Source organism: Leptolyngbya sp. FACHB-60 (genome assembly GCF_014695775.1).
Classification (GTDB): Bacteria; Cyanobacteriota; Cyanobacteriia; order Phormidesmidales; family Phormidesmidaceae; genus Nodosilinea.
Map to the genome: position 1 here is coordinate 142,504 of NZ_JACJOX010000030.1, position 21,431 is coordinate 163,934.

12 protein-coding genes and 1 riboswitch are annotated in these 21,431 nt (G+C 54.8%); of the genes, 8 read left to right on the forward strand and 4 right to left on the reverse strand.

Annotated elements, in window-relative coordinates; translation table 11 throughout:
* Nucleotides 1-74: 74 nt before the first annotated feature.
* The 4 genes from rfbF to H6F57_RS12910 form a co-directional block, all read right to left on the reverse strand.
* Nucleotides 75-848, reverse strand: coding sequence for a glucose-1-phosphate cytidylyltransferase (rfbF, locus tag H6F57_RS12895; protein ID WP_190629135.1), 774 nt, complete (start codon nucleotides 846-848; stop codon nucleotides 75-77).
* A gap of 627 nt (nucleotides 849-1,475) precedes the next feature.
* A complete protein-coding gene (lepB, locus tag H6F57_RS12900) occupies nucleotides 1,476-2,540 on the reverse strand; it encodes a signal peptidase I (protein ID WP_190629136.1) in 1,065 nt (354 codons plus the stop codon).
* A gap of 9 nt (nucleotides 2,541-2,549) precedes the next feature.
* Complete coding sequence (locus tag H6F57_RS12905) at nucleotides 2,550-3,341, reverse strand: glutamine amidotransferase (RefSeq protein ID WP_190629137.1); 792 nt, start codon at nucleotides 3,339-3,341, stop codon at nucleotides 2,550-2,552.
* An 86-nt stretch (nucleotides 3,342-3,427) separates the two neighbouring features.
* Nucleotides 3,428-4,744 (reverse strand): Mur ligase family protein, encoded by a 1,317-nt coding sequence (locus tag H6F57_RS12910; protein ID WP_190629138.1) that lies wholly within the window; start codon nucleotides 4,742-4,744, stop codon nucleotides 3,428-3,430.
* A 141-nt stretch (nucleotides 4,745-4,885) separates the two neighbouring features.
* Here H6F57_RS12910 and H6F57_RS12915 point away from each other — a divergent pair, with 141 nt between their 5' ends.
* The 8 genes from H6F57_RS12915 (at nucleotide 4,886) to H6F57_RS12950 (ending at nucleotide 21,299) form a co-directional block, all read left to right on the forward strand.
* Nucleotides 4,886-5,683: a cobalt-precorrin-6A reductase gene (locus tag H6F57_RS12915; RefSeq protein ID WP_313933625.1), complete on the forward strand. Its 798-nt coding sequence runs from the start codon at nucleotides 4,886-4,888 to the stop codon at nucleotides 5,681-5,683.
* A gap of 285 nt (nucleotides 5,684-5,968) precedes the next feature.
* Entirely contained in the window at nucleotides 5,969-7,423 is a 1,455-nt protein-coding gene (locus H6F57_RS12920; protein WP_190629141.1) for a PP2C family protein-serine/threonine phosphatase, read from the forward strand.
* 122 nt (nucleotides 7,424-7,545) lie between these two features.
* Entirely contained in the window at nucleotides 7,546-8,142 is a 597-nt protein-coding gene (locus H6F57_RS12925) for a DUF2808 domain-containing protein (protein WP_190629144.1), read from the forward strand.
* 31 nt (nucleotides 8,143-8,173) lie between these two features.
* Nucleotides 8,174-8,764: a 2'-5' RNA ligase family protein gene (locus tag H6F57_RS12930; RefSeq protein WP_190629147.1), complete on the forward strand. Its 591-nt coding sequence runs from the start codon at nucleotides 8,174-8,176 to the stop codon at nucleotides 8,762-8,764.
* A gap of 98 nt (nucleotides 8,765-8,862) precedes the next feature.
* Nucleotides 8,863-8,938, forward strand: a riboswitch (Glutamine riboswitch).
* Between the two features lie 42 nt (nucleotides 8,939-8,980).
* A complete protein-coding gene (locus H6F57_RS12935; protein WP_190629149.1) occupies nucleotides 8,981-9,448 on the forward strand; it encodes a DUF4278 domain-containing protein in 468 nt (155 codons plus the stop codon).
* Between the two features lie 446 nt (nucleotides 9,449-9,894).
* On the forward strand, nucleotides 9,895-13,197 hold the full coding sequence (locus H6F57_RS12940; protein WP_190629151.1) for a PAS domain S-box protein: 3,303 nt from the start codon (nucleotides 9,895-9,897) through the stop codon (nucleotides 13,195-13,197).
* Nucleotides 13,198-13,815: 618 nt separating this feature from the next.
* Nucleotides 13,816-17,700, forward strand: coding sequence for a glycerophosphodiester phosphodiesterase family protein (locus tag H6F57_RS12945; protein WP_190629154.1), 3,885 nt, complete (start codon nucleotides 13,816-13,818; stop codon nucleotides 17,698-17,700).
* A gap of 443 nt (nucleotides 17,701-18,143) precedes the next feature.
* Nucleotides 18,144-21,299, forward strand: coding sequence for an alkaline phosphatase (locus H6F57_RS12950; protein ID WP_190629156.1), 3,156 nt, complete (start codon nucleotides 18,144-18,146; stop codon nucleotides 21,297-21,299).
* The last annotated feature ends 132 nt before the right edge of the window (nucleotides 21,300-21,431 follow it).

Consider the following 21,431-nt stretch of genomic DNA (forward strand, 5'->3'; position numbering starts at 1 on the left):
AATCAAAAGTTAGGTGGGAATAAATGCTGGTGATTTTTTGGGCCTAGCATGCCAGGCAGATTAGCATTTAAGAATTACCAAACTTTCCAGGGAGCTTTTCCGGCTTGCCACAGATCGACCAACATGTTTTTGTCGCGCAAACTATCCATCGGCTGCCAGAAACCGTCATGGCGGAAGGCCGACAGCTGACCCATAGAGGCTAATTTCCGCATTGGTTCGTGCTCCCACATCACTGTATCGTCAGCGATGAAGTCGATTACTTGGGGATCTAGCACAAAGTAGCCAGCGTTGATGTAAGCGCCGTCGCCGTCAGCTTTTTCGGCAAAGGATTCGATGACAGTTTGGCCTTCGTGTAAGGCGATCGCTCCAAAGCGCCCAGGAGGCTGAACTGCCGTGAGGGTGGCAAGGGTGTTTTGCTGCTTGTGGAACTCAATCAGCTCGGTGATGTTGACGTCGGCAACCCCGTCTCCGTAGGTAAAGCAAAAGGGCTCGTTGCCAATGTGCTCCCGAACTCGCTTTAACCGACCTCCAGTCATAGTGTTTTCACCGGTATCTACCAGCGTCACTTTCCAAGGCTCAGCATTGCCTGTGTGCACATTCATCTGGTTGTAGCGGAGGTCAAAGGTGACGTCAGACATGTGCAAAAAGTAGTTGGCAAAATACTCTTTGATGACGTAGCCTTTATAACCACAACAAATGACAAAATCGTTAATGCCGTGGGCAGAATAAATTTTCATAATGTGCCAGAGGATTGGATATCCTCCAACTTCGACCATAGGCTTTGGCTTAATGCTGGTCTCTTCACTTAGACGAGTACCTAAACCGCCAGCTAATATAACTGCTTTCATAAACCCTCTAGAAATTAATAAACTAGGAAGTTTTGGCCTTCGAACCGATGTGCTCAACTTGCGGAAACTGAGCTGAACCCCAACTCATTTGTTCCGATAAAAGTCTACCTATGTCAATTTACAATCCTCTTTTTTTATGAATTATATTTAGTCGTAGAGCTGGGGATCAAGTTGGATTAAGCCCGTCTTTAACTTAAGTATTCTTGTCGTAGCTTACGTCAGATTTCTACACTCTAACTGCTGTCTTCAATCGCATTAACGAGTTTTTAACTTGATCATGAAGTTGTGTGCTTTAGGACTAATAAAGTCATCACTAGAGTGTGTCGGTGTGCCTAAGCAGGACGTAAAGCCCTTTGTGTAGTGACTATATGCATATTCAGGCTTTCCCAAGATACGCCTGCTGGCTAGCTTAGCCCCGACCCGGACGATGATTGTGAGCAGTCGGTGAAGTCAGATAGGCAGCATGTGAAAACTACATAAATATAGCGGGAGCTGTTCACATTAGCCTTGGTAGACAAAATTACGCTCAAAATACCTTGGTAGAGAATTAATCTAACTCTGGAAAAGCTGGAGAATTAATAACTTAAACTTATGGTGAACGACTAAATTATTTGAGAACATTTCTAGCTAAGGTAAAGGCTGTACTCGTTGGGGTGGCCAATAGATTTTGTAGGCATTGCCTACCACGTGAGCTCGGGGCAGAAACCCCCATACGTGGGAATCACGACTGTTGTTGCGGTTGTCGCCAAGTACAAACAGGTGGTCACTGGGTACTGATTTTGGACCCCATTGATAAAGGATAGGCTCGACCAGAAGGGATTCGATTAGAGGGATGCCATCAAGCCAAACTTGGCCGTTGCGGATCTCTACCTGCTGACCGGGTAGAGCAATGACCCGTTTTACCATTAAATTTTTGAGTTCTCCGGCTTGTTCAATTGGAGTGCGCTCGGGGTTGGAAAAGACAACGATGTCGCCCACAGCTAGGGGATGCCCAAAAGGGCGAGGGCGGACGAAGATGCGATCGCGCACTTCTAGCGTGGGCAGCATCGACTCGCTGGGCACAATGCACTGCACCACTTTCTGCGGCACGACAAATGGGATAGAGCTGATCGCCAGACGGGTGATCAGCACTGTCACAAGCAACCCTCCTAGCCAGCTCCACTGACGCTGACGGGCGGGAGCAGCTCGGTAGACCAATCCGCAACCTATCGCCCAAATTATGGGCGGTATGGGTAGCAGAGCTGGGTTGAAGTTGGCCAGGTAGGCCGTGAGAATGCCCAAGATCAGCAGCATCCCCCCTACGATGGCTTGCTGCAAAAACAGGTGCCCTAGCCCCGGTAATATCTGGGAGAGAAATACGGGGTACCAAGGATCGCTAGATTGGTAGCGCAATGGGCTGAACTTGTTGAGAGTAATGCCTTGCTTGGCAGCATGGTGACTATCCCACAAATTGAATATGTAGAGACTGAACAATGGGATGAGGGTGATTAGCCCTCGCAGGGTGTTGCCCCGAGGCGCAAAGATCGACCAGAAGATGAAGACAACGAGCCCTAGATGAGCCACGACGATAAATAAACCACGGGCGATCGCACCGTGGTAAATTTGCCCCATACCAGGCAGCGCTGCCGATAAGTTGACCGCCAGCCACGGACTTTTTCGTTGGCCTACCAGTATTTTGGGAGTTGCCTTCATAGCTGAGGGTTAGCCATAGCGCTGAATCACAGACTCGTGGGCGGCAAATTCTTCGGTGTCAGCCAGGGCGGGCAGCGTGAGGTTGGCCTCGGCGTACTTGCGGCGTAGGGCCAACCCAATTAGATAGTCGGCAAAATGTGGGTTTTTAGGCAGCAGCGACCCGTGCATGTAGCTGCCAAAGACGTTTTTGTAGCGCGCTCCTTCGTACTCAGCGGTGGCATTGTTGCCAAAGCCAGCGATGGTTTTGGCTAAAGGCTGTACGCCGTCGCTTGGGTAAGTTTGCCCTGAATGGTTTTCAAACCCCACGAGGGTTCGAGGAATGGTTCGGGAAGCCGCATACATTGTCTGCATCTCGGCGTAGGTAGCAGGATCGATTTCGACGATTAGATTGCCGATGCACCGCTGCTTGACGTCGGTGCCGGGCGCACGGGTGTTGACGTTGATAATGCCTAAACCCTGAGTTTCTTCACCATTGCCCATCAAAAAGGTGTTGCCCATGAGCTGGTAGCCCCCGCACACCCCCAGAAACACCACCCCTGCTTCGGTATCGGCCCGAATGGCCTCGTGCTTGAGCTGGTGGAAGTCGTTGACTACCGCCACCTGGTCAGTATCTTGGCCGCCGCCCATAAAGTAAAAATCGGTCTGGCCACTTTGCGCTATCTCTCCCATCGTCAGAGCGTTTACCGTGCAGTTAATGCCCATCCACTGGCAGCGGCGGCGCAGCACGATGAGGTTACCGGTGTCGCCGTAGAGGTTGAGGTAGTCAGGGTAGAGGTGGGTGATGGTGAGGGCGTAGGGCATGGGAGGAGAGAGGAATGGGGAGGATGGAGGAGTTTTGAATTGTGAATTTTGAGTTGAGACGGGGTTGGGGTTTAGGGGGCAAAGCCTTAGAGCACATCCAAAGTTTTGCCCATGAGCTTGCGGAATTCGAGCATGGCGGTGTAGGTAGGCAGTACAAAGACTGTGTCGCCGGAGCCAGCTTTTTCAAACGATAAATCAGTTACCTGGCGAATGGATTCTTCGGCGGGGATAGGACTGAGGGAAGCATCCAGGGCGTATTTGAGCCGCACCGCCATATCTTTAGCGCGAATGCCGGTGCAGAGAATCCAGTCAATATCGGCGTGGTTGAGCCGTTCTAGCTCGCTATCCCACAGCCAGGAGACGTCTTTGCCGTCGGCGGTGTTGTCGTTGATGGCAAGAATGAGTTTAAGAGCGGGGATGTTGCGCAGCAGCTCTAGGCTGAGGCTAAAACTGGCGGGATTTTTCACCAGCAGCAGGCGATAGTTGACCTGTTTATCGCCCTGCTGACGGGTGAGAATTTCGCCACGGCCAAAGGCTGGTTTGAAGGTTTTGAGCCCGGCGATCGCAGTGGCTCCGTCTATGCCCAGTAGGTTGGCGATCGCGATCGCAGTCAGCGCGTTATACACATGAAAGAACCCTGGCGACACCGTTTTGGCCTGGGGCAGGTTCACCCTCTCATTATTAATTTGCCCTTGAACTGAGAAATCGGTGGTCAAGTCTTCGTTGATGTGGATATTTGTCGCCTCTAGCCCCTGACTGCCGGGGACGCGGCTGTTGAGCTTGCCTTCATAAGGCAAAAACCGGGCGTACTCCGGGGCGAGAGACATAAAGTAGGTGGCATTCCCCAGCCCCTGAGTGAGGCGAGAGGTGCGGGGATCGTCGCCATTGACGACCACGGCGGCGCTAGGGCATTGGGCAATGCCATCGCGAATTAACTTTTCGGTGCGATCGATCTCGCCGTAGGCATCGAGCTGGTCGCGGTAGAGGTTGGTGACGGCAATGATATTGGGTTTGATCAGTCTGGCGATGCGGGGCAGGGTAGCCTCTTCGACTTCAAGAACCGCATGGGTAAAGTCGAGGCGACCAACGGCGTTACTCTGCTTGAGTAGCTCTGACAAAATACCCTGGCTAAGGTTGGCCCCGGCTTTGTTGCGCAGCACCTTAGCCTGCGGCACTTGGTCAAGCACGGCGCTGAGCATGGTTTGGCTGGTGGTTTTACCGTTGGTGCCGGTAATGGCCACCACCACCGGAATTTGGCTGACCAGTGCCTTTAGAACAAAGGGAAAATAGCGGCCTACAAGGTAACCTGGCAGCGCAGTACCTGACCCCCGACCCGATACCCGTAGGGCCAGGGTCAGCAGCTTGGCAAACGCAACAATAGGAATCAGCAGCAGTTGGTTCATGGCCGGGCTAGGCAGATCATGAGGGAAAGGGTAGCAGAGTGTAGGGACAGACCCGCGAGTCTGCTGCAATCTTTTGAGGCGAAAGGATGGAAAAACGCATTTTTACGGCTCGGGAAGAACACACGAGAGCGGGGGGAATTTGTGGGCAATCGAGGTTCAGTGCTATGGGTGATTGGGGGTACAGGGGAGGCGGTGGAGTTGGCCTCAGCCCTAGCGGCGGAGCACATTTCCTGTCTGGTGACGGTGACAACGGTGGCCGCACAGCATGCCTATAAAAAGAGCACCTATCTAAAGGTTCTAGTCGGTGGGTTGGATGTGGCAGCGCTGGGGGAGTTTATTCAGACTCAGCGGATCGGGGCGGTGCTAGATGCGTCGCATCCGTTTGCGGTAGAGATTTCAAAGGGTGCGATCGCTGCTGCCCAGACCCTCAACCTCCCCTACTGGCGTTACGAACGTCCGGCTATAGCGCCCTCTTCCAACGGGCGCATTCACTATATAGAAGACCTCCATGCTGTGCTCACCCCTGAGCTTCTGTTAGAACAGCGGACGTTGCTCACCCTCGGCTATCGCTGGCTGCACCACTTCACCCCCTGGCAGGCTCAGGCTACCCTGTTCGCCCGTATTTTGCCGTCGCCGGTAGCGTTGGAAGCGGCTTTAGCAGCAGGCTTCACCCCGGATCGCCTGATTGCCCTGCGCCCTCCTATTACTGCCGATCTAGAACGTGCACTCTGGCAGCAGTGGGGTATTACTCAGGTCATTACCAAAGCCTCTGGCGCACCTGGGGGAGAAGATATCAAGCGCGCGGCGGCTGAACAGCTCAATATTTCTCTGTTTATTTTGAATCGTCCTCAACTCGATTACCCGGTGGTCTGCCATAGCCAGGAGAATGCGTTGGCGCTCTGCCGAGGGTGGTGGCGATCGCGCCCCAGCCATAAATAAAATCTATCCACTACCTATCTCGTCCTCACCGGACTATCTCCTCCTCCAGAGGTAGTTAAGACCTTTTGGGAATGCTATCCTTGGCCTTCAATTTGTGCGCTACTATGGGCTATCGCCGGTTGCAGGCAGCCGGGATTGCCTTCGCAAAAGTTGCTATATCCCGCCAAAAATAGGGATTTTCTCCGCTTGAGTTTAAAGACGTGCGCCAAATTTTCAGTTAGCCCCTATATTTAGTTGGTCATTTGGTTTGTTGAGTCTCACGAGAGCATTTTGCACAGGTCGTCCATGACAGCTTTCCCCATGCCATCCGGGCCATTACCCTCCTTTGAGAGCGCTAGCAATAGCGCTTTGCCAGATACCCCACCTGTGTTTGCTCTTAAAGAACTGGTGGCTCGGCTGCAGCGTGAGCAGTACAAAATTCAAGACTTGCTCAGTTCACTGGGGTTCGCCCTCCGCAGTCTCAACAACTTAAATCAGTTCCTTGAGCTGATTCCCATGATTGCCAGTCGGGTGACTGACGCTAGCGGTGGTGCCTTAGTGCTGTTTCGGGCCGATGGGCAGGTGCGCCTAGAGCGATTGCACTGCCAGAGCGAAGACCAGTGCCAGGACGTGCGATCGGCCCTGGAAGCCGCTACCCGTCAGGTGACCGCCAGCTTTCAAGCCGCCCCTGAGAGCAGCATGATGTCGATGGCACGCAACGCCATGCTGGCCCTCGATCGCCAGGTCAACCGCTACCTGGGCGATGAGTTTCAGCTGTTTGGCACCGCTATCATTGTACAAAATGTGGAGAGGGGGCGGCTCTATGTGTTTAGCCGCGACCCCGACTACGCCTGGACAGAGACTCGCCAGAAGCTGGTGCGCCTGGTGGCCGACCAAACCTCGGTGGCGATCGAAAACAACGAGCTAACGGCGGCGGTGCGCAAAAAAGAGCGCCTCGATCGCGAACTTGAGATTGGGGCCGAAATTCAGCTGCAACTACTGCCTCGCGAGTGCCCCGCCGTCCAGGGGATGGATTTGGCCGCAAAGTGCCGCACCGCTCACCGGGTGGGGGGCGACTACTACGACTTTATTCCCACCACCTTTGACCAGCTGCGCCAGACCGACTCACCGCAGACAGCGGCGGCTCCCTGGAGCTTTGCCATTGGCGATGTCATGGGCAAAGGTGTGCCCGCCGGATTAATCATGACGATGATGCGGGGCATGCTGCGTACGGAGGTGCTTAACGGCCATTCGCCCGCCCGCATCTTGCAAGACTTAAACTTCGTCATGCACAGCGATTTAGAAAGCTCGAACCGCTTTGTGACGCTATTCTATGCCGAGTACAATCCTAAAACTCGCCGCCTGGCTTACGGCAACGCTGCTCACAATCCACCGCTACTGTGGCAGGCTGCCACCAACACCATCACCCGGCTCGATACCCCCGGTATGCTGCTGGGCCTGGATATGAACACCGAGTATTGCGAAGCCGAGGTGGAGCTTCAGCCGGGCGACACGGTAGTGTTTTACACCGACGGTTTTACCGAGGCCTCTAACCCTCGCGGTGAGCGCTTTGAGGAAGAAAACTTGGAGCGGGCTCTTCAGTGGGCCTGCCGTAACTGCACATCAGCCGAGGCGATTTTAGACTATACCTTTGACCTGATCGATCGCTTCATTGGGGGCGATCGCAGCAACGACGACGACATGACTTTAGTCGTCATGCGGGTGAAGCCAGAACTTCAGCTCAATCTGTTTGACAACTAGAGCGATCCCAAATTCTTGGCCCAAATTCTCGGGCTGACGGCGCTAGACTTGGAGTTATCTAGCCTCAGTTTGGCGATGTGGTTGTTGCCAAAGGTGAGGTAGCCCGTTGTTGCGATCGCGCTATGTTCACATCCCTACCTAGGCCATCTCTTAGACGAGGCGTTGCGCTGGCCGGTGCCGGTCTACTGACCCTGGGCTCTACCTGGGGATTTTTAGCGCTAGCCTCCGCCCCGGCGATTCAGTACTCTGACGGCACCGTGGGCTTTTCGTATCCGCCGCGCCTGACCGAAAGCTACGCCACCCGCAATCTGGTCAGCGACAGCAATGTCACCTACTACCTCACCTTTGATTTTCCCGAGGCGGCGGTTGAGCCTCTAGACCGGGTGGTGATTCGCTTGAACGAAGGCTACGACCCGATTTTTCGCTATCGACTAGAGGCTACCGAAGCCTTTGCTAACACCCCCGAGGGGCGGGTACGTTTGCCCCTTGGGGAACTCGCCCAAGATCAGGACGCTCGCGAATTGTCGATTTCCTTCGATCCGCCTGCCGAACCTGGGGTACCGATCACCTTGGCTCTACGGCCCGTGCGGAATCCTCGTTTCGGCGGGGTCTACCTGTTTGGCGCAACGGCCTACCCGGTGGGTGAAACGGTGAAGTCTACCTTTATGGGCTACGCTCGGCTGTCGTTTTATGACCGTGATCGCGATCGCTGGCCCTAGACTCAGCTCCCATAGTTAAGGTTTGCCCCGCATGGCTAGCCCATCGCCGAAATTTGCGCGATTTTTTGTAGCCATACTGCCGCCCCAGCCGGTGCAGGATACCATTACCGTCATCAAGCAGGAAATTGAGCAGCGCTTTGGCAGCAGGGCTGCCCTTAGATCCCCGCCTCACATCACCCTACAGCCGCCTTTTGATTGGTCTCTAGAGCGGCTGGACGAGCTACAGCACCATCTGCATAGATTTGCCCGTCAGCAGCGGCCCGTTCCCATTGTTCTAGAAGGGTTTAATGCCTTTCCGCCGCGAGTGATTTATATAGATGTGCACCAGACGGCAGCGCTGATGGCCGTTCAACCCGCCTTAGTGGCCTATTTAGAAACTCACTGTGGGCTGCGGAAGGGCTATCGAGCCGGTGACCATCGTCGCGCCCCTCGCCCCTTTACCCCTCACGTCACCGTGGGCTTTCGTGATCTCACGCCCGCTGCCTTTCACCAAGCCTGGGCTGAGTTTGAGCACCGCCCTTTCTCGGCCGATTTTGAAGTGCCTACCCTGACCTTGCTCCGCCACGATGGGCAAATCTGGCAAATTTTCTCTGAGCTGCCGCTGGGTGCTTCAAATGTTTGATTTACCAGGCTTTTAGGATTGTGTAGAAGCTTGTACAGAATAGAAATTCTCTTGACATTCATCAAAACTGTAGCTTATTATACAGAAGTAATCAGAAATTCGTTCATCTCGCTTTTTCGTTACTGGCTAAAGTGAGACGGAAGTAGGGGTTAATAGCCCCCGAAGGAACGCGCCCCAATGTTCTGATCAAACCCTTGATCTTTTGGAGGCGACCCCATGAAACTCACCTATCGCGGCGTAAGCTACGACTACACTCCCCCCGTTGTGGAATCCAACCTAACTGATGAGGCTGGCAAGTTTCGCGGCGTAGATATTCGATTCCGCACCGTTAAAAAAGCTGCTGTGCAGCAGCCCACCCTAGACTTGGTCTATCGCGGTGTGGCCCACCAGTCCGGCACTCCCCAGGCCATGCCTGTGGTTGAGGTCGCACCTGTGGCTGCGATCGCAGCCCCCGCAATGGCAGCTCCCGCCGTAGCCAGCGCCTTAAGCACCGAAGACAAAGCCCGTATGAGCATGATGAACCGTCATCGCTCCGTGAAGCAGCGTCAGCAATCGATGCTGGGCCGTCTGGCCGCCGAAGCCGGTTTGCCCGCCGAAGCCGCCCACTACTGGAACCACATCCAGGGCAAGGTGCACCCCAGCTTCTGGGCTACCTACAGCCGCAGTGGTGCTGCCGCTAGCTAAGCGCGTTTAATCCGTTAAATGAACAGCCTCTGCCAGCAACGTCTGGCAGGGGCTGTTTTGTTGGTAGCTGATTTAGGAAGCTGTTCTTGAGGGCCATTGGGCTTAGGTGCCAACGGCACCTAAGCCCAATGGCCGAGAGTAGGAGACTGGGCAGGATAAATTGCCGAGCAATTGGGAAAAATAGGTCATTGCTATGGGCATAGCGACAGTGATACAGAACGAAGGCTGCTCCCGCCTTAGAGTGACTAAACAACTCAGATTACATTCCCGGTTAAAACCTTCTTTTTGCCCCGCGTTTTCTAAAACCCTTTGTGGTGCAACCTGCCCTCTAGGGTGTTTCCATTTTTCTGTTGTCTTTTGCTCCACACTTTATTGTGTCTCTAACTCCTAACGGTTTGTCTGTAAACCTTAGTCCCTTGCCTCAGGCTGGTTTAGGGGAAGAGGGAATGTCTTTAGAATCTCAGGGTCGTAACCTCTTCAACATGGCCCTCGATGCCATGCTGATTGTTAACGATCAGGGCCAGTATGTTGAGGCTAATCCTGCCGCCTGCAAGCTGCTGAACTGTGTTCGAGAGCAGATTATTGGCCGCACCATTGCCGATTTTTGTGTTTTGCCCCTTGGGGTTGACCTACTTCGACAGTGGCAGATGTTTTTGGCCCAGGGCCACATGCAGGGAGAGATTGCTTTACGGGTTGACAACGGGGAAGAACGCATTGTGGAGTACGCGGCTACGGCCAATGTTTCGCCCCACTTTCACCTGTCTATTCTGCGGGATGTAACCGAGCGTAAGCAGGCCGAGGTGCTCAAGGAGCAGCTCAACCAAATGCTGGCCCAGCAGGTTAAAGAACGCACCGAGGAATTGCGGGTTGTTCAAACTCAGCTCGCCCACAAGCACTCTTTGCTGGACGGCATTCTCAGCAATATCGACAGTGTGGTTTGGTCAATCGATTTACAAACGATGACCACTCGGTACGTCAATTCTGCTGTGGAGATTCTCTCTGGCTATTCTAAAGAGGCTTTTTTGGATGCCGCTGACCTGTGGCGCAGTCTGATCTACCACGCCGACCAACCCAAAATTGAGCAGTTTTTAGGGCAGCTTGGCGAGCAGGAACGCTTTGATCTGGAGTATCGCATTACCCGAGCTGATGGAGAACTGCGCTGGGTGCGCGATCGCTCTCGGGTGGTTTATGACCCAGAGGGCAAGCCGGTTCGCCTCGACAGCGTTGCCACTGACATCACTGAACAAAAACAGCTAGAGGAGGCCCTGCGCCTGAGTGAAAGCCGGCTGCGGGCCATTTTTCAGCAAGCTGCCCTGGGCATTAACCAAGCAGATCTAGACGGTCATTTTTTGCAGGCTAACCAGGCCTACTGCGACATGCTGGGCTACAGCGAGGCAGAATTACTCCAGCTGCGCTATCAAGACATTGCCCATCCCGATGAACGGCAAGAAACTGAAGCCGCCCTGGCCAAACTTTACGCTGGGCAAGCCTCGTCAGTCACCTTAGAAAAGCGCTACTTTCACAAGGACGGCAGCGTCCGGTGGACTAATCTGGTGCTGTCTATTCTCCGTGATGCTGATGGGCAGGCGATTTCAGACATTGCGATTGTGCAAGACATTAGCGATCGCAAACAGATTGAGCAAGCCTTCGAAGAAGAACGCAGCCTGTTCGTTGGCGGCCCAACGATGGTCATCCGCTGGGGAACGACCGCTGACTGGCCAGTGGAGTATATTTCCCCTAATGTGCAGGCTCAACTGGGGTATGAATCGAGGGCGCTGGTAGAGGGGCACGTGGCCTTTGCTTTCCTGATTCATCCCGATGATATGGAACGGGTCCAGGCAGAGGTAGCCACAGCTACGGCGACCCAAACCCCCTGCTACGCCCAAACCTATCGACTGCGCCATGCCAACGGTGAATATCGCTGGATTGATGATTTTACTCGGGTGATCTATGCTGCCGATGGCACCGTCACTCAGTTCCTGGGCTACATCCAAGACATTACCGAGCGCAAGCAGACTGAGCTGGCTCTGCAAGCGAGTGAAGCCACTAAGCAGGCCATGTTGTCAGCGATTCCCGATCTGCTCATGCGCATCGATCGCCGTGGTCTGCGCTACGACTTTATCTCGGGCGGTGAGATCACCCTCTACGGTGATGTTGATACCCAGCGTCCGCAGTCAATCTACGAGATGCTGCCCAGGGCGCTAGCCGATCAGCGGCTGCACTTCATCCAGCAGGCGCTCGACACTGGCGAGCGGCAGATCTACGAATACACCATCACTGTAGATGGCCAGCCCTACTACGAAGAGGCGCGGATTGTGCCTCTGAAGGGGGATGAAGTGCTGGTGATGGTGCGGGATGTCTCTGATCGGGTAACGGCGGAAAAGGCTTTGCGGGAGAGCCAGCAGCGCTTTCAGGCCATTTTTGACCAGATGTATCAGTTTATTGGTCTGCTGACGCCAGAGGGTGTTTTGCTGGAGGCCAATCAAGCTGCCCTGGCCTTTGGTGGTTTTGAGCGAGAAGACGTGGTCGATCGCCCCATTTGGGATACGGGCTGGTGGAATTTTTCCTGCGAAGCCCAGGAGCAGCTTAAGCAGTCGATCACCGCCGCTGTCGGGGGAGAGTTTGTGCGCTACGAGGTGGCCGTGCAGGGGGCCAATCAGCAGATGCTGACCATCGACTTTTCCCTGCGGCCGGTTTTAGATGACCAAGGCCAGGTGGTGCTGCTGATTCCAGAGGGGCGCGACATCACTCAGCGCAAGCTCATGGAAGAAGAGCTTCAGCGCACCAAAGTCTTTTTAGAGCAAACCAATAGCGTCGCCCGCGTCGGCGGCTGGGAAGTCGATCTGCAACAGAACCTGGTGCACTGGACCCCTATTACCCGAGAAATTCATGAGGCCGATGCCGACTTTGAGCCAACCTTAGCCGCAGCCCTCAGTTTTTATCCTTCAGGCGTTAACCATCAGCGCATGGCTGCTGCCATTGAGCGCGCGCGCCTCATCGGGCAGCCTTGGGATGAGAAGCTACAGCTCGTGACCGCTAAGGGAAACCTACGCTGGGTGCGATCGCTGGGGCAGGCGGAGTTTATCGACGGCACTTGCACCCGCCTTTATGGAGCATTTCAAGACATTGATGCCCAGATGCGAGCAGAAATGCAGCTGCAAGAGTTGACTCAGCAACTACAGCAGGCAAACGAAGAACTGAATCAAGTTGCCACTACAGATGCCCTCACCCAAGTAGCCAACCGTCGCCATTTTGATCAGGTATTCATTCAGGAGTGGGCACAGGCCCAGCGGGCTACTACCTCGATGGCTTTGATCATGTGTGATGTGGATTATTTCAAGCCCTACAACGACCACTACGGGCACCCATCAGGGGATCGGTGTTTGCAGCAGGTGGCCCAACTGCTGAAGGATCACATTCAGCGTCCTGGCGATGTGCTGGCTCGCTATGGGGGAGAAGAATTTGTGATCCTATTGCCCAAAACTACCCTGGTAGGGGCCATGGCGGTAGCCACCAGAATTCAACATCAGTTTACCCAAGCCCGGTTGCCCCACGGGTTTTCGTCGGTAGCGGACCACATCACCTTGAGCTTTGGTATTGCCTGCTGCGTACCCCTCAGCGAGACTTCACCCAGCGAGCTACTAGCCGCTGCCGATGCTGCCCTATATCAAGCCAAACTGGCAGGCCGCAATCGCTACTGCGTTAGTCCCAGCAATCGACCTGACGCCCCAACTTTGCCAAGAGACTGAAGCTGCTGACTTCGCTGCATTAGCATGAATCGTTTAAGTCAGATGGGCTATTGACCATTTGGCTACCTGCTTAGCTAGCAAGGGATCTTCTCAAGACATGTTCTACAAAATTGGCATGCCCTGAAAGTTGGATCTGGCAAAATGTTCGTAGGAATGCGATCGCACCTGCCTTATCAACATCCCATCGACTGCGCAGACATTTAACTTAGATTTTCTCTAAACTTAAACCAAACTTTATTGCTAATTTTTCCTTTAAGGGATTTTCTTCTAAAGTGAATCAGCCAAGAAACATGACTTGGCTACGTTGAATCGTTCCAAACCTAATAGGTATTTTCAATAAAAGAAGGACTCTAAAACTAACCTTCTTTTAATGGAGGTAGACGGGATCCGTTGGTTGCCAACTCTACAACAGCTCCCTCTTTAAACAATTTCTTAATTTACAAGGGAAACAAAGTTAACCCTAGAATAGCCCACATTTAATCTCGCTTCAAAGCTTTTGTGAGAACATTTTCCCTGGAAATTGGGGTGAGAATAATTTGCTGAGTTGATAACTCAGCAAGGAATTTTGATACCTAGTTGAACGGATTAAAGCGAGTTATTTGGGAGAGCCTGACAGCTATGGATTTGAATACAACTCAGGGTGCAGAGCTAACTGGCTTTGCCTCGCTGCCCGCTGACACCTTTGCTGAAGGCCCTGACGCTGGCGGCAACGATGGCACTGGTGCACCCATCTCTGGCAATGGTCGCACCGGCCCCTTCGACGGCCAGCCCATTCAAGGCTTCAGCGGCGTTCAGTTTGCCCCTGGTGGCGATGGCTCGACTTTTTGGTTCCTCTCTGACAATGGCTTTGGTGCTAAGACCAACAGTGCTGACTACTTGCTGCGGCTCTATCAGGCTGATCCGAGCTTGGCTGGGTCAGAAGGTGGGGATGGCACTGTAGACATTCAGGGCTTTGTGCAGTTCCGCGATCCCAATAACCTGATTCCTTTCGACATTGTGAACGGGGAGACGACAGAGCGTTTCCTCACTGGTGCTGACTTTGATGTGGAATCGTTTGTCGTCGACGGCAACGGTGAAATCTGGGTTGGGGATGAGTTTGGCCCCTACCTGCTGCACTTTGACGCCACCGGTGTGCTGCTAGATGCGCCCATTGCTACTCCCAATGTCAAACCTCTGAGCACTCTCAACGGCGAAGCTCCGCTGGTGATTGCTCACCGGGGCGCGAGTGGTGAATTGCCCGAGCATACTCTAGAGGCTTACAGTCTGGCGATCGCCCGTGGTGCAGACTTTATCGAACCCGACCTGGTGGCTACCAAAGACGGCGTGCTGATTGCTCGCCACGAGCCGATTTTGGGAGGCACCACTGATGTCGCTAACCGCCCCGAATTTGCCGATCGCAAGCGTAGCGGCGTGATTGATGGTGTCACCTACGAAAACGAATTCTTTGCCTCCGACTTCACCCTAGAAGAAATCAAGACCCTGCGCGCCATCATGCCCCAGGGCTATCGCACCGATGCGTTTAATGGCGTATTCCAGATTCCGACCTTTGAAGAGGTGATCAACCTGGTCAAGCAGGCCGAGCTAGATACCGGCAAGAAGATCGGCATCTACCCCGAAACCAAGCACCCCACCTACCACGACGGTCTCGTTCTGTCGCTGGAAGAGCCTCTGCTGGCGACCCTAGAAGCCACGGGCTTCACCGACCCCAGCCGCGTGTTTATCCAATCCTTTGAGGTCTCTAACCTAAAGGACCTAAACACCAAGACCGACATTCCCCTTGTGCAGCTGCTGGACGCCTTTGATGTGGCCCTGGACGGCTCGCTCATCTATGAGGATGTCAACGCGCGTCCCTACGACTTTACTGTCAGTGGCGACACCCGCACCTACGGCGATCTGCAAACGGTTGAAGGACTGGCCGAAATCGCTGAGTATGCCGACGGCATTGGCCCCTGGAAGCGCATGATTGTGTCCGTCGAGGGTGTGGATGCTGACGGCGACGGTGCGGCTGATGATGTGAATGGTGATGGCGCCGTCAACGATGCCGATAAAACGACCACGGCTCCCTCTACGCTGATTCCCGATGCCCACGATGCGGGGCTGTTTGTCCATGCCTACACCTTCCGCAACGAAGAGCGATTTTTGGCCTCTGACTACCAGGACAGCACCACTAAGAAGGGCAACCCCAATAAGGAGTTTGAGCAGTTCATCAACCTGGGTGTGGATGGCTACTTTACCGACTTCCCTGGTACGGGTGACTTGGTGCGCGACCAAATTACCAGTGACTTTGTCCGTTCTCCCCAAAACCCTGAAGTGCTCGCCACTACAGAGTTTGACACGCTGACGGGCGATGCTCCCATCGTGATTGGCCACCGGGGTGCCTCTGGCCTGCGGCCCGAGCACACGCTGGAAGCTTATAAGCTGGCGATCGCCCAGGGTGCTGACTTTATCGAACCCGACCTAGTTGTTACCAAAGACGGCGTGCTAATCGCTCGCCACGAGCCCATGCTAGGGGTGGTGGCGCTGAATCCTGACGGCACCATCCAGCTGGATGCCAGCGGCAACCCCGTGCTCAACACCACCGACACCAGCACCGATGTTTACCTGCGGGCTGAGTTTGCTGAGCGCCTCACGGTGAAAGACCTAGACGGCGTTCTGCGGGGCGGCTGGTTTGCCGAAGACTTTACCCTGGCAGAGGTCAAGCAGCTCAACGCCATTGAGCGGATTCCAGCTATCCGGGGTACCGAATTCGACAACGATGGTCTGAAGGTGCCCACCCTGGCTGAGGTGATTGACCTGGTGCAAGAGGTCGAGTTAGAAACCGGGCGCAAGATCGGCATCTACCCCGAAACCAAGCACCCCACCTTCTTTGAGCAGCGGGGCTTCAACACCAGCGAAATCCTGGTGGAAACCCTGGTGGCAGAAGGCTTCACTGACCCTAGCCGAGTTTATATTCAGTCCTTTGAGGTGGCGAACCTAAAGGCGCTAAACGACACCATCATGCCCGCCGCCGAGATTGACATTCCGCTGGTGCAGCTCTTTGGCGGTTCGGGTCAGCCCTACGACTTTGTAGTGGCTGGCGATGCTCGCACTTACACCGACCTGTCTACACCGGCTGGCTTGGCAGAGATTACTGAATATGCGGCTGGCATTGGCCCCAACAAACAGCGCATTGTGCCTCTGAGCACGGTGGATGCCGATGGTAACGGTCAGCCCGATGACCTGAATGGTGATGGGTCAATTAGTGATGGCGATCGCGTCACCGGCACCCCCACCACCCTGATCGCCGACGCCCATGACGCTGGGTTGCTGGTTCACCTCTATACGCTGCGAAATGAGAGCTTCTTCCTCCCCGACAGCTATGAGGGCAATCCCATCAGTGAATATAAGCAGTTCATTGAGCTAGGGGTAGACGGCTTCTTTACCGACTTCCCCGGCACCGGCTTCACCGCTCGCAGCACCTTTATTGACGAGCCAGCAGTGGCAAATCTGAGCGGTTCACGTGGGTTTGAGGGCATGGCCTTTAGCCCCGATCGCGCCACCCTCTACCCCATGCTTGAAGGCACGGTGGTTGGCGACCCCGCTGGCTCCCTGCGCATCTACGAATTTGATGTGGCCAGCAGTTCTTTCGAAGGGTTGGCAGGTCTGTATCAGTTGGAGTCGACGACCCATGCGATCGGCGACTTCACCCCTATCAATGCCAACGAGTTTCTCGTAATTGAGCGGGATAACAACCAGGGGGAAGCAGCAGAGTTCAAAAAGATCTTTAAAGTTGACCTGTCTCAGCTCAACAGCGAAGGGTTTGTCAAAAAAGAAGAACTGGTCGATCTGTTGAACATCAGTGACCCCAACGATCTCAACGGAGACGGCAGCACCACCTTTGACTTCCCCTTCCAAACCATTGAGGGTGTCTTGGTGCTTGATGAAGACACCATCCTGGTGGCCAATGACAACAACTACCCCTTCTCGGTGGGCCGTCCGCCAGGGATTGACAACAACGAAATCATCGAGATCCAGCTCAACCAGCCTTTAGATCTCGATGCCCGTTTGGGTGTCGCCGGATTGTCTAGAGGCGCTATCACGGAGTTAGTTGACCTGACCGGTTTTGATGGCGATGTTGCCGTGAATGTTACCCTGAGCCGCGAAGCAACCTACGACAACATCCTGAAGTTTTATGAGACCGACGCTCGGGGTGCTGTGGACGGGCTTCTACCGGGTGAAGCCGGTTATGAGGTAGCGGTTGCGGCTAATCTGCTCGATGCAGACGGATTAACCGTTGACAACCTCAGCGTTGTCAATCAATCCATCCTGCTGGCGGGTGGCACCTACTACGCACCAGCGTTGTTGATTCAAGGCCGTTCTGAAAACCTAGTTACGATCGATGATGCGGCCCTGGGGCAGTCTCGCATTGAGCGCAGCGGGAATGTTTGGAGCTTCGAGGATCTAAACGACTTCGACTTCAACGACCTAGTCGTCACCATTAACTCGACTGAGGCTGTTGCCTAAGTAGCCTGAGGCTAAACCAGTTCCTAACTCACTCCATTGACCTGAAAGGGCTACCTGAACAGGTCGGTGGAGTGGGATGGAACGCACGGTTAAGAATTTTCCCAAATGGTTAAACCAATTACGGGGGATCCGTTAACCCGATGTCAGCCTCTCTTTAAAGTTCCTGTGAGAGATTATCAAGCGGCGGTCAAGCAGTAACCAGCTCTCGATGCTTAATCCTAAGTCCCTCTAAAGCGATCAGGGGAGTTGCCCCGCTCTAACCCTTGTCTCAATTCTGAGGTATCAGGCTCAGTCAATGAGACGTCGCACGGTCACAACCCGTGTGGCCTGCTTTAGTGCGCTTTGCCAAGGTTGGCAGCGATCGGGATGGGCTAGGCGAGATGAAAGGTTGCTGCGTAGAGCTTGCCCGGTTTTAGAGACACAATCTGTAAGGAAGCATACCAATGGCTAACAACCACGTTATCTTCATCCATCCTGACGGAGCCAGCCCATCTCACTACGCCGCCGCGCGATTTGCCGATCTAGGCCCCGATGGCCGCCTCAACTGGGACAACCTGGACCATGCCGGGGTCTACTTGGGGCATATGGAAGACCAGCTCGGCGGCACCTCTAACGGGGGTGCTGTCACCCACGCCACTGGGGCTAAGGTGTATGCCGAATCCTTTGGCCTAGAGCAAAATGGCTCGGAGATTACGCCGCTATCGGGTAACACGGGTAAAACCATTGTTGAAGAGGCGATCGACGCTGGCAAGGTCACCGCGCTAGTGCAGTCTGGGGCTATCTTCGAACCGGGTACGGCGGCCTTTGTGGCTGAGACCGGCGATGTTGAGGTCGATGGCAGAACGGTTGTGCCTCGGGGCCAAACCGCTGAAATCGCTCGTCAGGTGATTGAATCAGGGGTTGATTTTATTTTGGCGGGGGGCGAAGTTACGCTGCTGCCAGTGGGCACCGATGGCTTTCACGGCACCGCTGCAGAATACGATGCGATCGCCAGCGACTCCGTTCGTCGCCCCTCTGAGAACCTGATTGAGCTGGCTGAGCTCTTGGGCTACACCGTGGTTTATACCCGCGATGAGCTTTATGCCCTGCTAGAGCAGTCGGCAACGCCCCAAAAGGTGCTGGGGGTTTTTGCGCCCGTTCACACCTTCAACGATCGCCCCGAAGAAGTGCTGGCTGAGGCTGGCTTGCCGCTCTACCTAGAGACTGCGCCAACTCTCGCCGAAATGTTGGAGGTTACCCAGCAGCTGATGGAGGCCCATCCCAACTTTGAGAATGGCTCGATCGCGATCGTCGAAGAAGAAGGCTCCGATAACTTTGGCAACAACAACAACGCCGCTGGCACCATTGAGGGAGTGCGGCGGGCCGATGCGGCGATCGGCGTGGCCCAAGACTTTCTCAGCCGCTACGAAAACACTCTGATCATCACCGCTGCCGATAGCGATGCGGGTGGTCTGCAAGTGCGCGACCCCGTTGATGCAGAGGAACCCGTAGGCACCATCAACAACAACCCCACCCTCGAAGATCGTCCGGTACCCCTCGACGGCGTGGGCGGCGTAGGCACCCTACCCTTTATCGCTGCCCCCGATGCTGACGGAGATGTGTTTCCCTTTGCGGTGGGCTGGGCTGGTACTCCTGACTTTCCTGGCTCGATTGTCTCTAAGGCTGAGGGCCTCAACGCCGAGAAGCTGCCCTCCACCGTCGACAACACCGGCATCTATGAGCTGATGTACGAAACCCTGTTCGACGTAGAACTTGAGTCTCGCATTCCTGACGAAACTAAGGTTGCGCCTGCCCCCACCGCTGAGACTGGCAACGTCATCTTTATTCACCCCGATGGCACCAGCCCCTCCCACTATATGGCGCTGCGCAACATCGACGAGGGGCCAGACGGTCGCCTCAACTGGGACAAAATGTCTAACGCCGGGGTATACCTGGGCCACATGGAAAACCAGCTGACCGGCACCTCTAACGCTGGGGCCGTCACCCACGCTACTGGGGTCAAGGTCTTCAACGAGTCCTTTGGTTTAGAAGAAGACAACTCCGTTGTGGTGCCAGCCTCTGGCAATGTGGGCAAAACCATTCTGGAAGAGGCGATCGATGCTGGCAAAGCCACCGCGCTGATTCAGTCCGGTCAAATGGCTGAGCCGGGCACCGCTGCTTTTGCCGCCGCTACCACCAACCGCGACAGCGACGATATCCGCGCCCGCGACAAGTACGCCGAAATTATCGAGCAGACCATTCGCTCTGGCACCAATGTCATCATGGGCGGTGGCGAGCTATACATGCTGCCCATCGGTGAAACTGGGTTCCACGTAGACGCCGACATGAGCGCCGCAGAAACGCGCCCCGAGCGTCGCCCCACCACCAACCTAATTGAGCTGGCGGAGTCCCTGGGCTACACCGTGGTCTACACCGAAGACCAGATGAATGAGGTGGTGAATGGCAACAATCCTCCCGAAAAGCTGCTGGGGGTCTTTGCGGCTGACGCCACCTTTGACGCTACCACCGAAGAAGATCTGGGGCTGAATACGGATTCTCCCCAGCCTCTCTACGTCGAAACGGCTCCCACCGTTGCCGAAATGCTGGATGCCACCCTCAAGCTGGTGTCCAACGATCCCGACGGGTTCTTTGTGGTGCTTGAAGAAGAGGGCACCGACAACTTCGGCAACAGCAACAATGCGGCAGGTACTATCGAAGGTGTGCGTCGGGCCGATGCCGCCATTGGTGTCGCCATGGACTACGTCGATAACGTTGACCCCAACACCCTGGTGGTCACCGCTGCCGATAGCGATGCCGGTGGTCTACAGGTGTTCCAATTTGCCCCTTATACCCGCCCCTCGGGTAACCCCATCTCAGGGCCAGCTCTGGGTGCAGAGGAAGCTGAGGTCCCGTTCATCTACGCCAACCCCACCACCGAGGCAGGTACCCCTGTCTTCCTGGATGGCGCTACCGGCAGCACCGGCAGTGTGGAGTTCCCTTGGGATTCGTTTGCCGCTACCGACAGCATCGACGGCCCCATGGGCAACTTCGGTGTAGCCTGGGTGGGCACCCCCGACTTCCCCGGTAGCATCGTGTCTAAAGCCTACGGTCTCAATGCCGACCTGCTGCCCTCTACCTTAGACAACACTTTCATCTATGAAATGATGTACCGCACGTTGTTTGGGGATGAGTCGTTTGAGCCGCCTGTGGCTGAGTTAGTTGACCTGACTGGTATCGATGGCGATGTCGTCGTTGATATTACCGTGACCCGCGAGGCGACCTTTGATAACGTGCTGAGGTTCTACGAAACCGATGCCCAGGGGCGCGTGGATGGTCTTGTGGCTGGGGATGCTGGTTACGAGACAGCTGTTGCCGCCAACCTGCTCGATGCCGAGCTGTTTGTCGACAACCTGATGACGACTAACGTAAACCTGACCTTGCCCGGTGGCACTTACTATGCCCCTGTGCTGCTGGTGGATGGTGACATCAATAACCTGGCTACCATCGGTGAATCCCGGATCCAGCGCAACGGCAACGTTTGGGGCTTCGAAGACCTGTTTGACAATGACTTTAACGACTTGGTCATTACGATCAACTCGGCTGAGCCCGTTGCGGCGTAGGAGGTCTTGACCGCCTGAAGTTCATGCCTTTGGCCCCTGTGCTGGTTCAGCACAGGGGCTTTTCTTTCTGCCTGGTTACCTCCATAGCCGTTGCTACGAAGGTTAAGAGGTTTTCATCGGTAGTCAGGCGAT

Coding starts and splice junctions, on each gene's coding strand:
- rfbF (WP_190629135.1), bottom strand. CDS start 848: ATGAAAGCAGTTATATTAGCTGGCGGTTTAGGTACTCGTCTAAGTGAA.
- lepB (WP_190629136.1), bottom strand. CDS start 2,540: ATGAAGGCAACTCCCAAAATACTGGTAGGCCAACGAAAAAGTCCGTGG.
- H6F57_RS12905 (WP_190629137.1), bottom strand. CDS start 3,341: ATGCCCTACGCCCTCACCATCACCCACCTCTACCCTGACTACCTCAAC.
- H6F57_RS12910 (WP_190629138.1), bottom strand. CDS start 4,744: ATGAACCAACTGCTGCTGATTCCTATTGTTGCGTTTGCCAAGCTGCTG.
- H6F57_RS12920 (WP_190629141.1), top strand. CDS start 5,969: ATGACAGCTTTCCCCATGCCATCCGGGCCATTACCCTCCTTTGAGAGC.
- H6F57_RS12925 (WP_190629144.1), top strand. CDS start 7,546: ATGTTCACATCCCTACCTAGGCCATCTCTTAGACGAGGCGTTGCGCTG.
- H6F57_RS12930 (WP_190629147.1), top strand. CDS start 8,174: ATGGCTAGCCCATCGCCGAAATTTGCGCGATTTTTTGTAGCCATACTG.
- H6F57_RS12935 (WP_190629149.1), top strand. CDS start 8,981: ATGAAACTCACCTATCGCGGCGTAAGCTACGACTACACTCCCCCCGTT.
- H6F57_RS12940 (WP_190629151.1), top strand. CDS start 9,895: ATGTCTTTAGAATCTCAGGGTCGTAACCTCTTCAACATGGCCCTCGAT.
- H6F57_RS12945 (WP_190629154.1), top strand. CDS start 13,816: ATGGATTTGAATACAACTCAGGGTGCAGAGCTAACTGGCTTTGCCTCG.
- H6F57_RS12950 (WP_190629156.1), top strand. CDS start 18,144: ATGGCTAACAACCACGTTATCTTCATCCATCCTGACGGAGCCAGCCCA.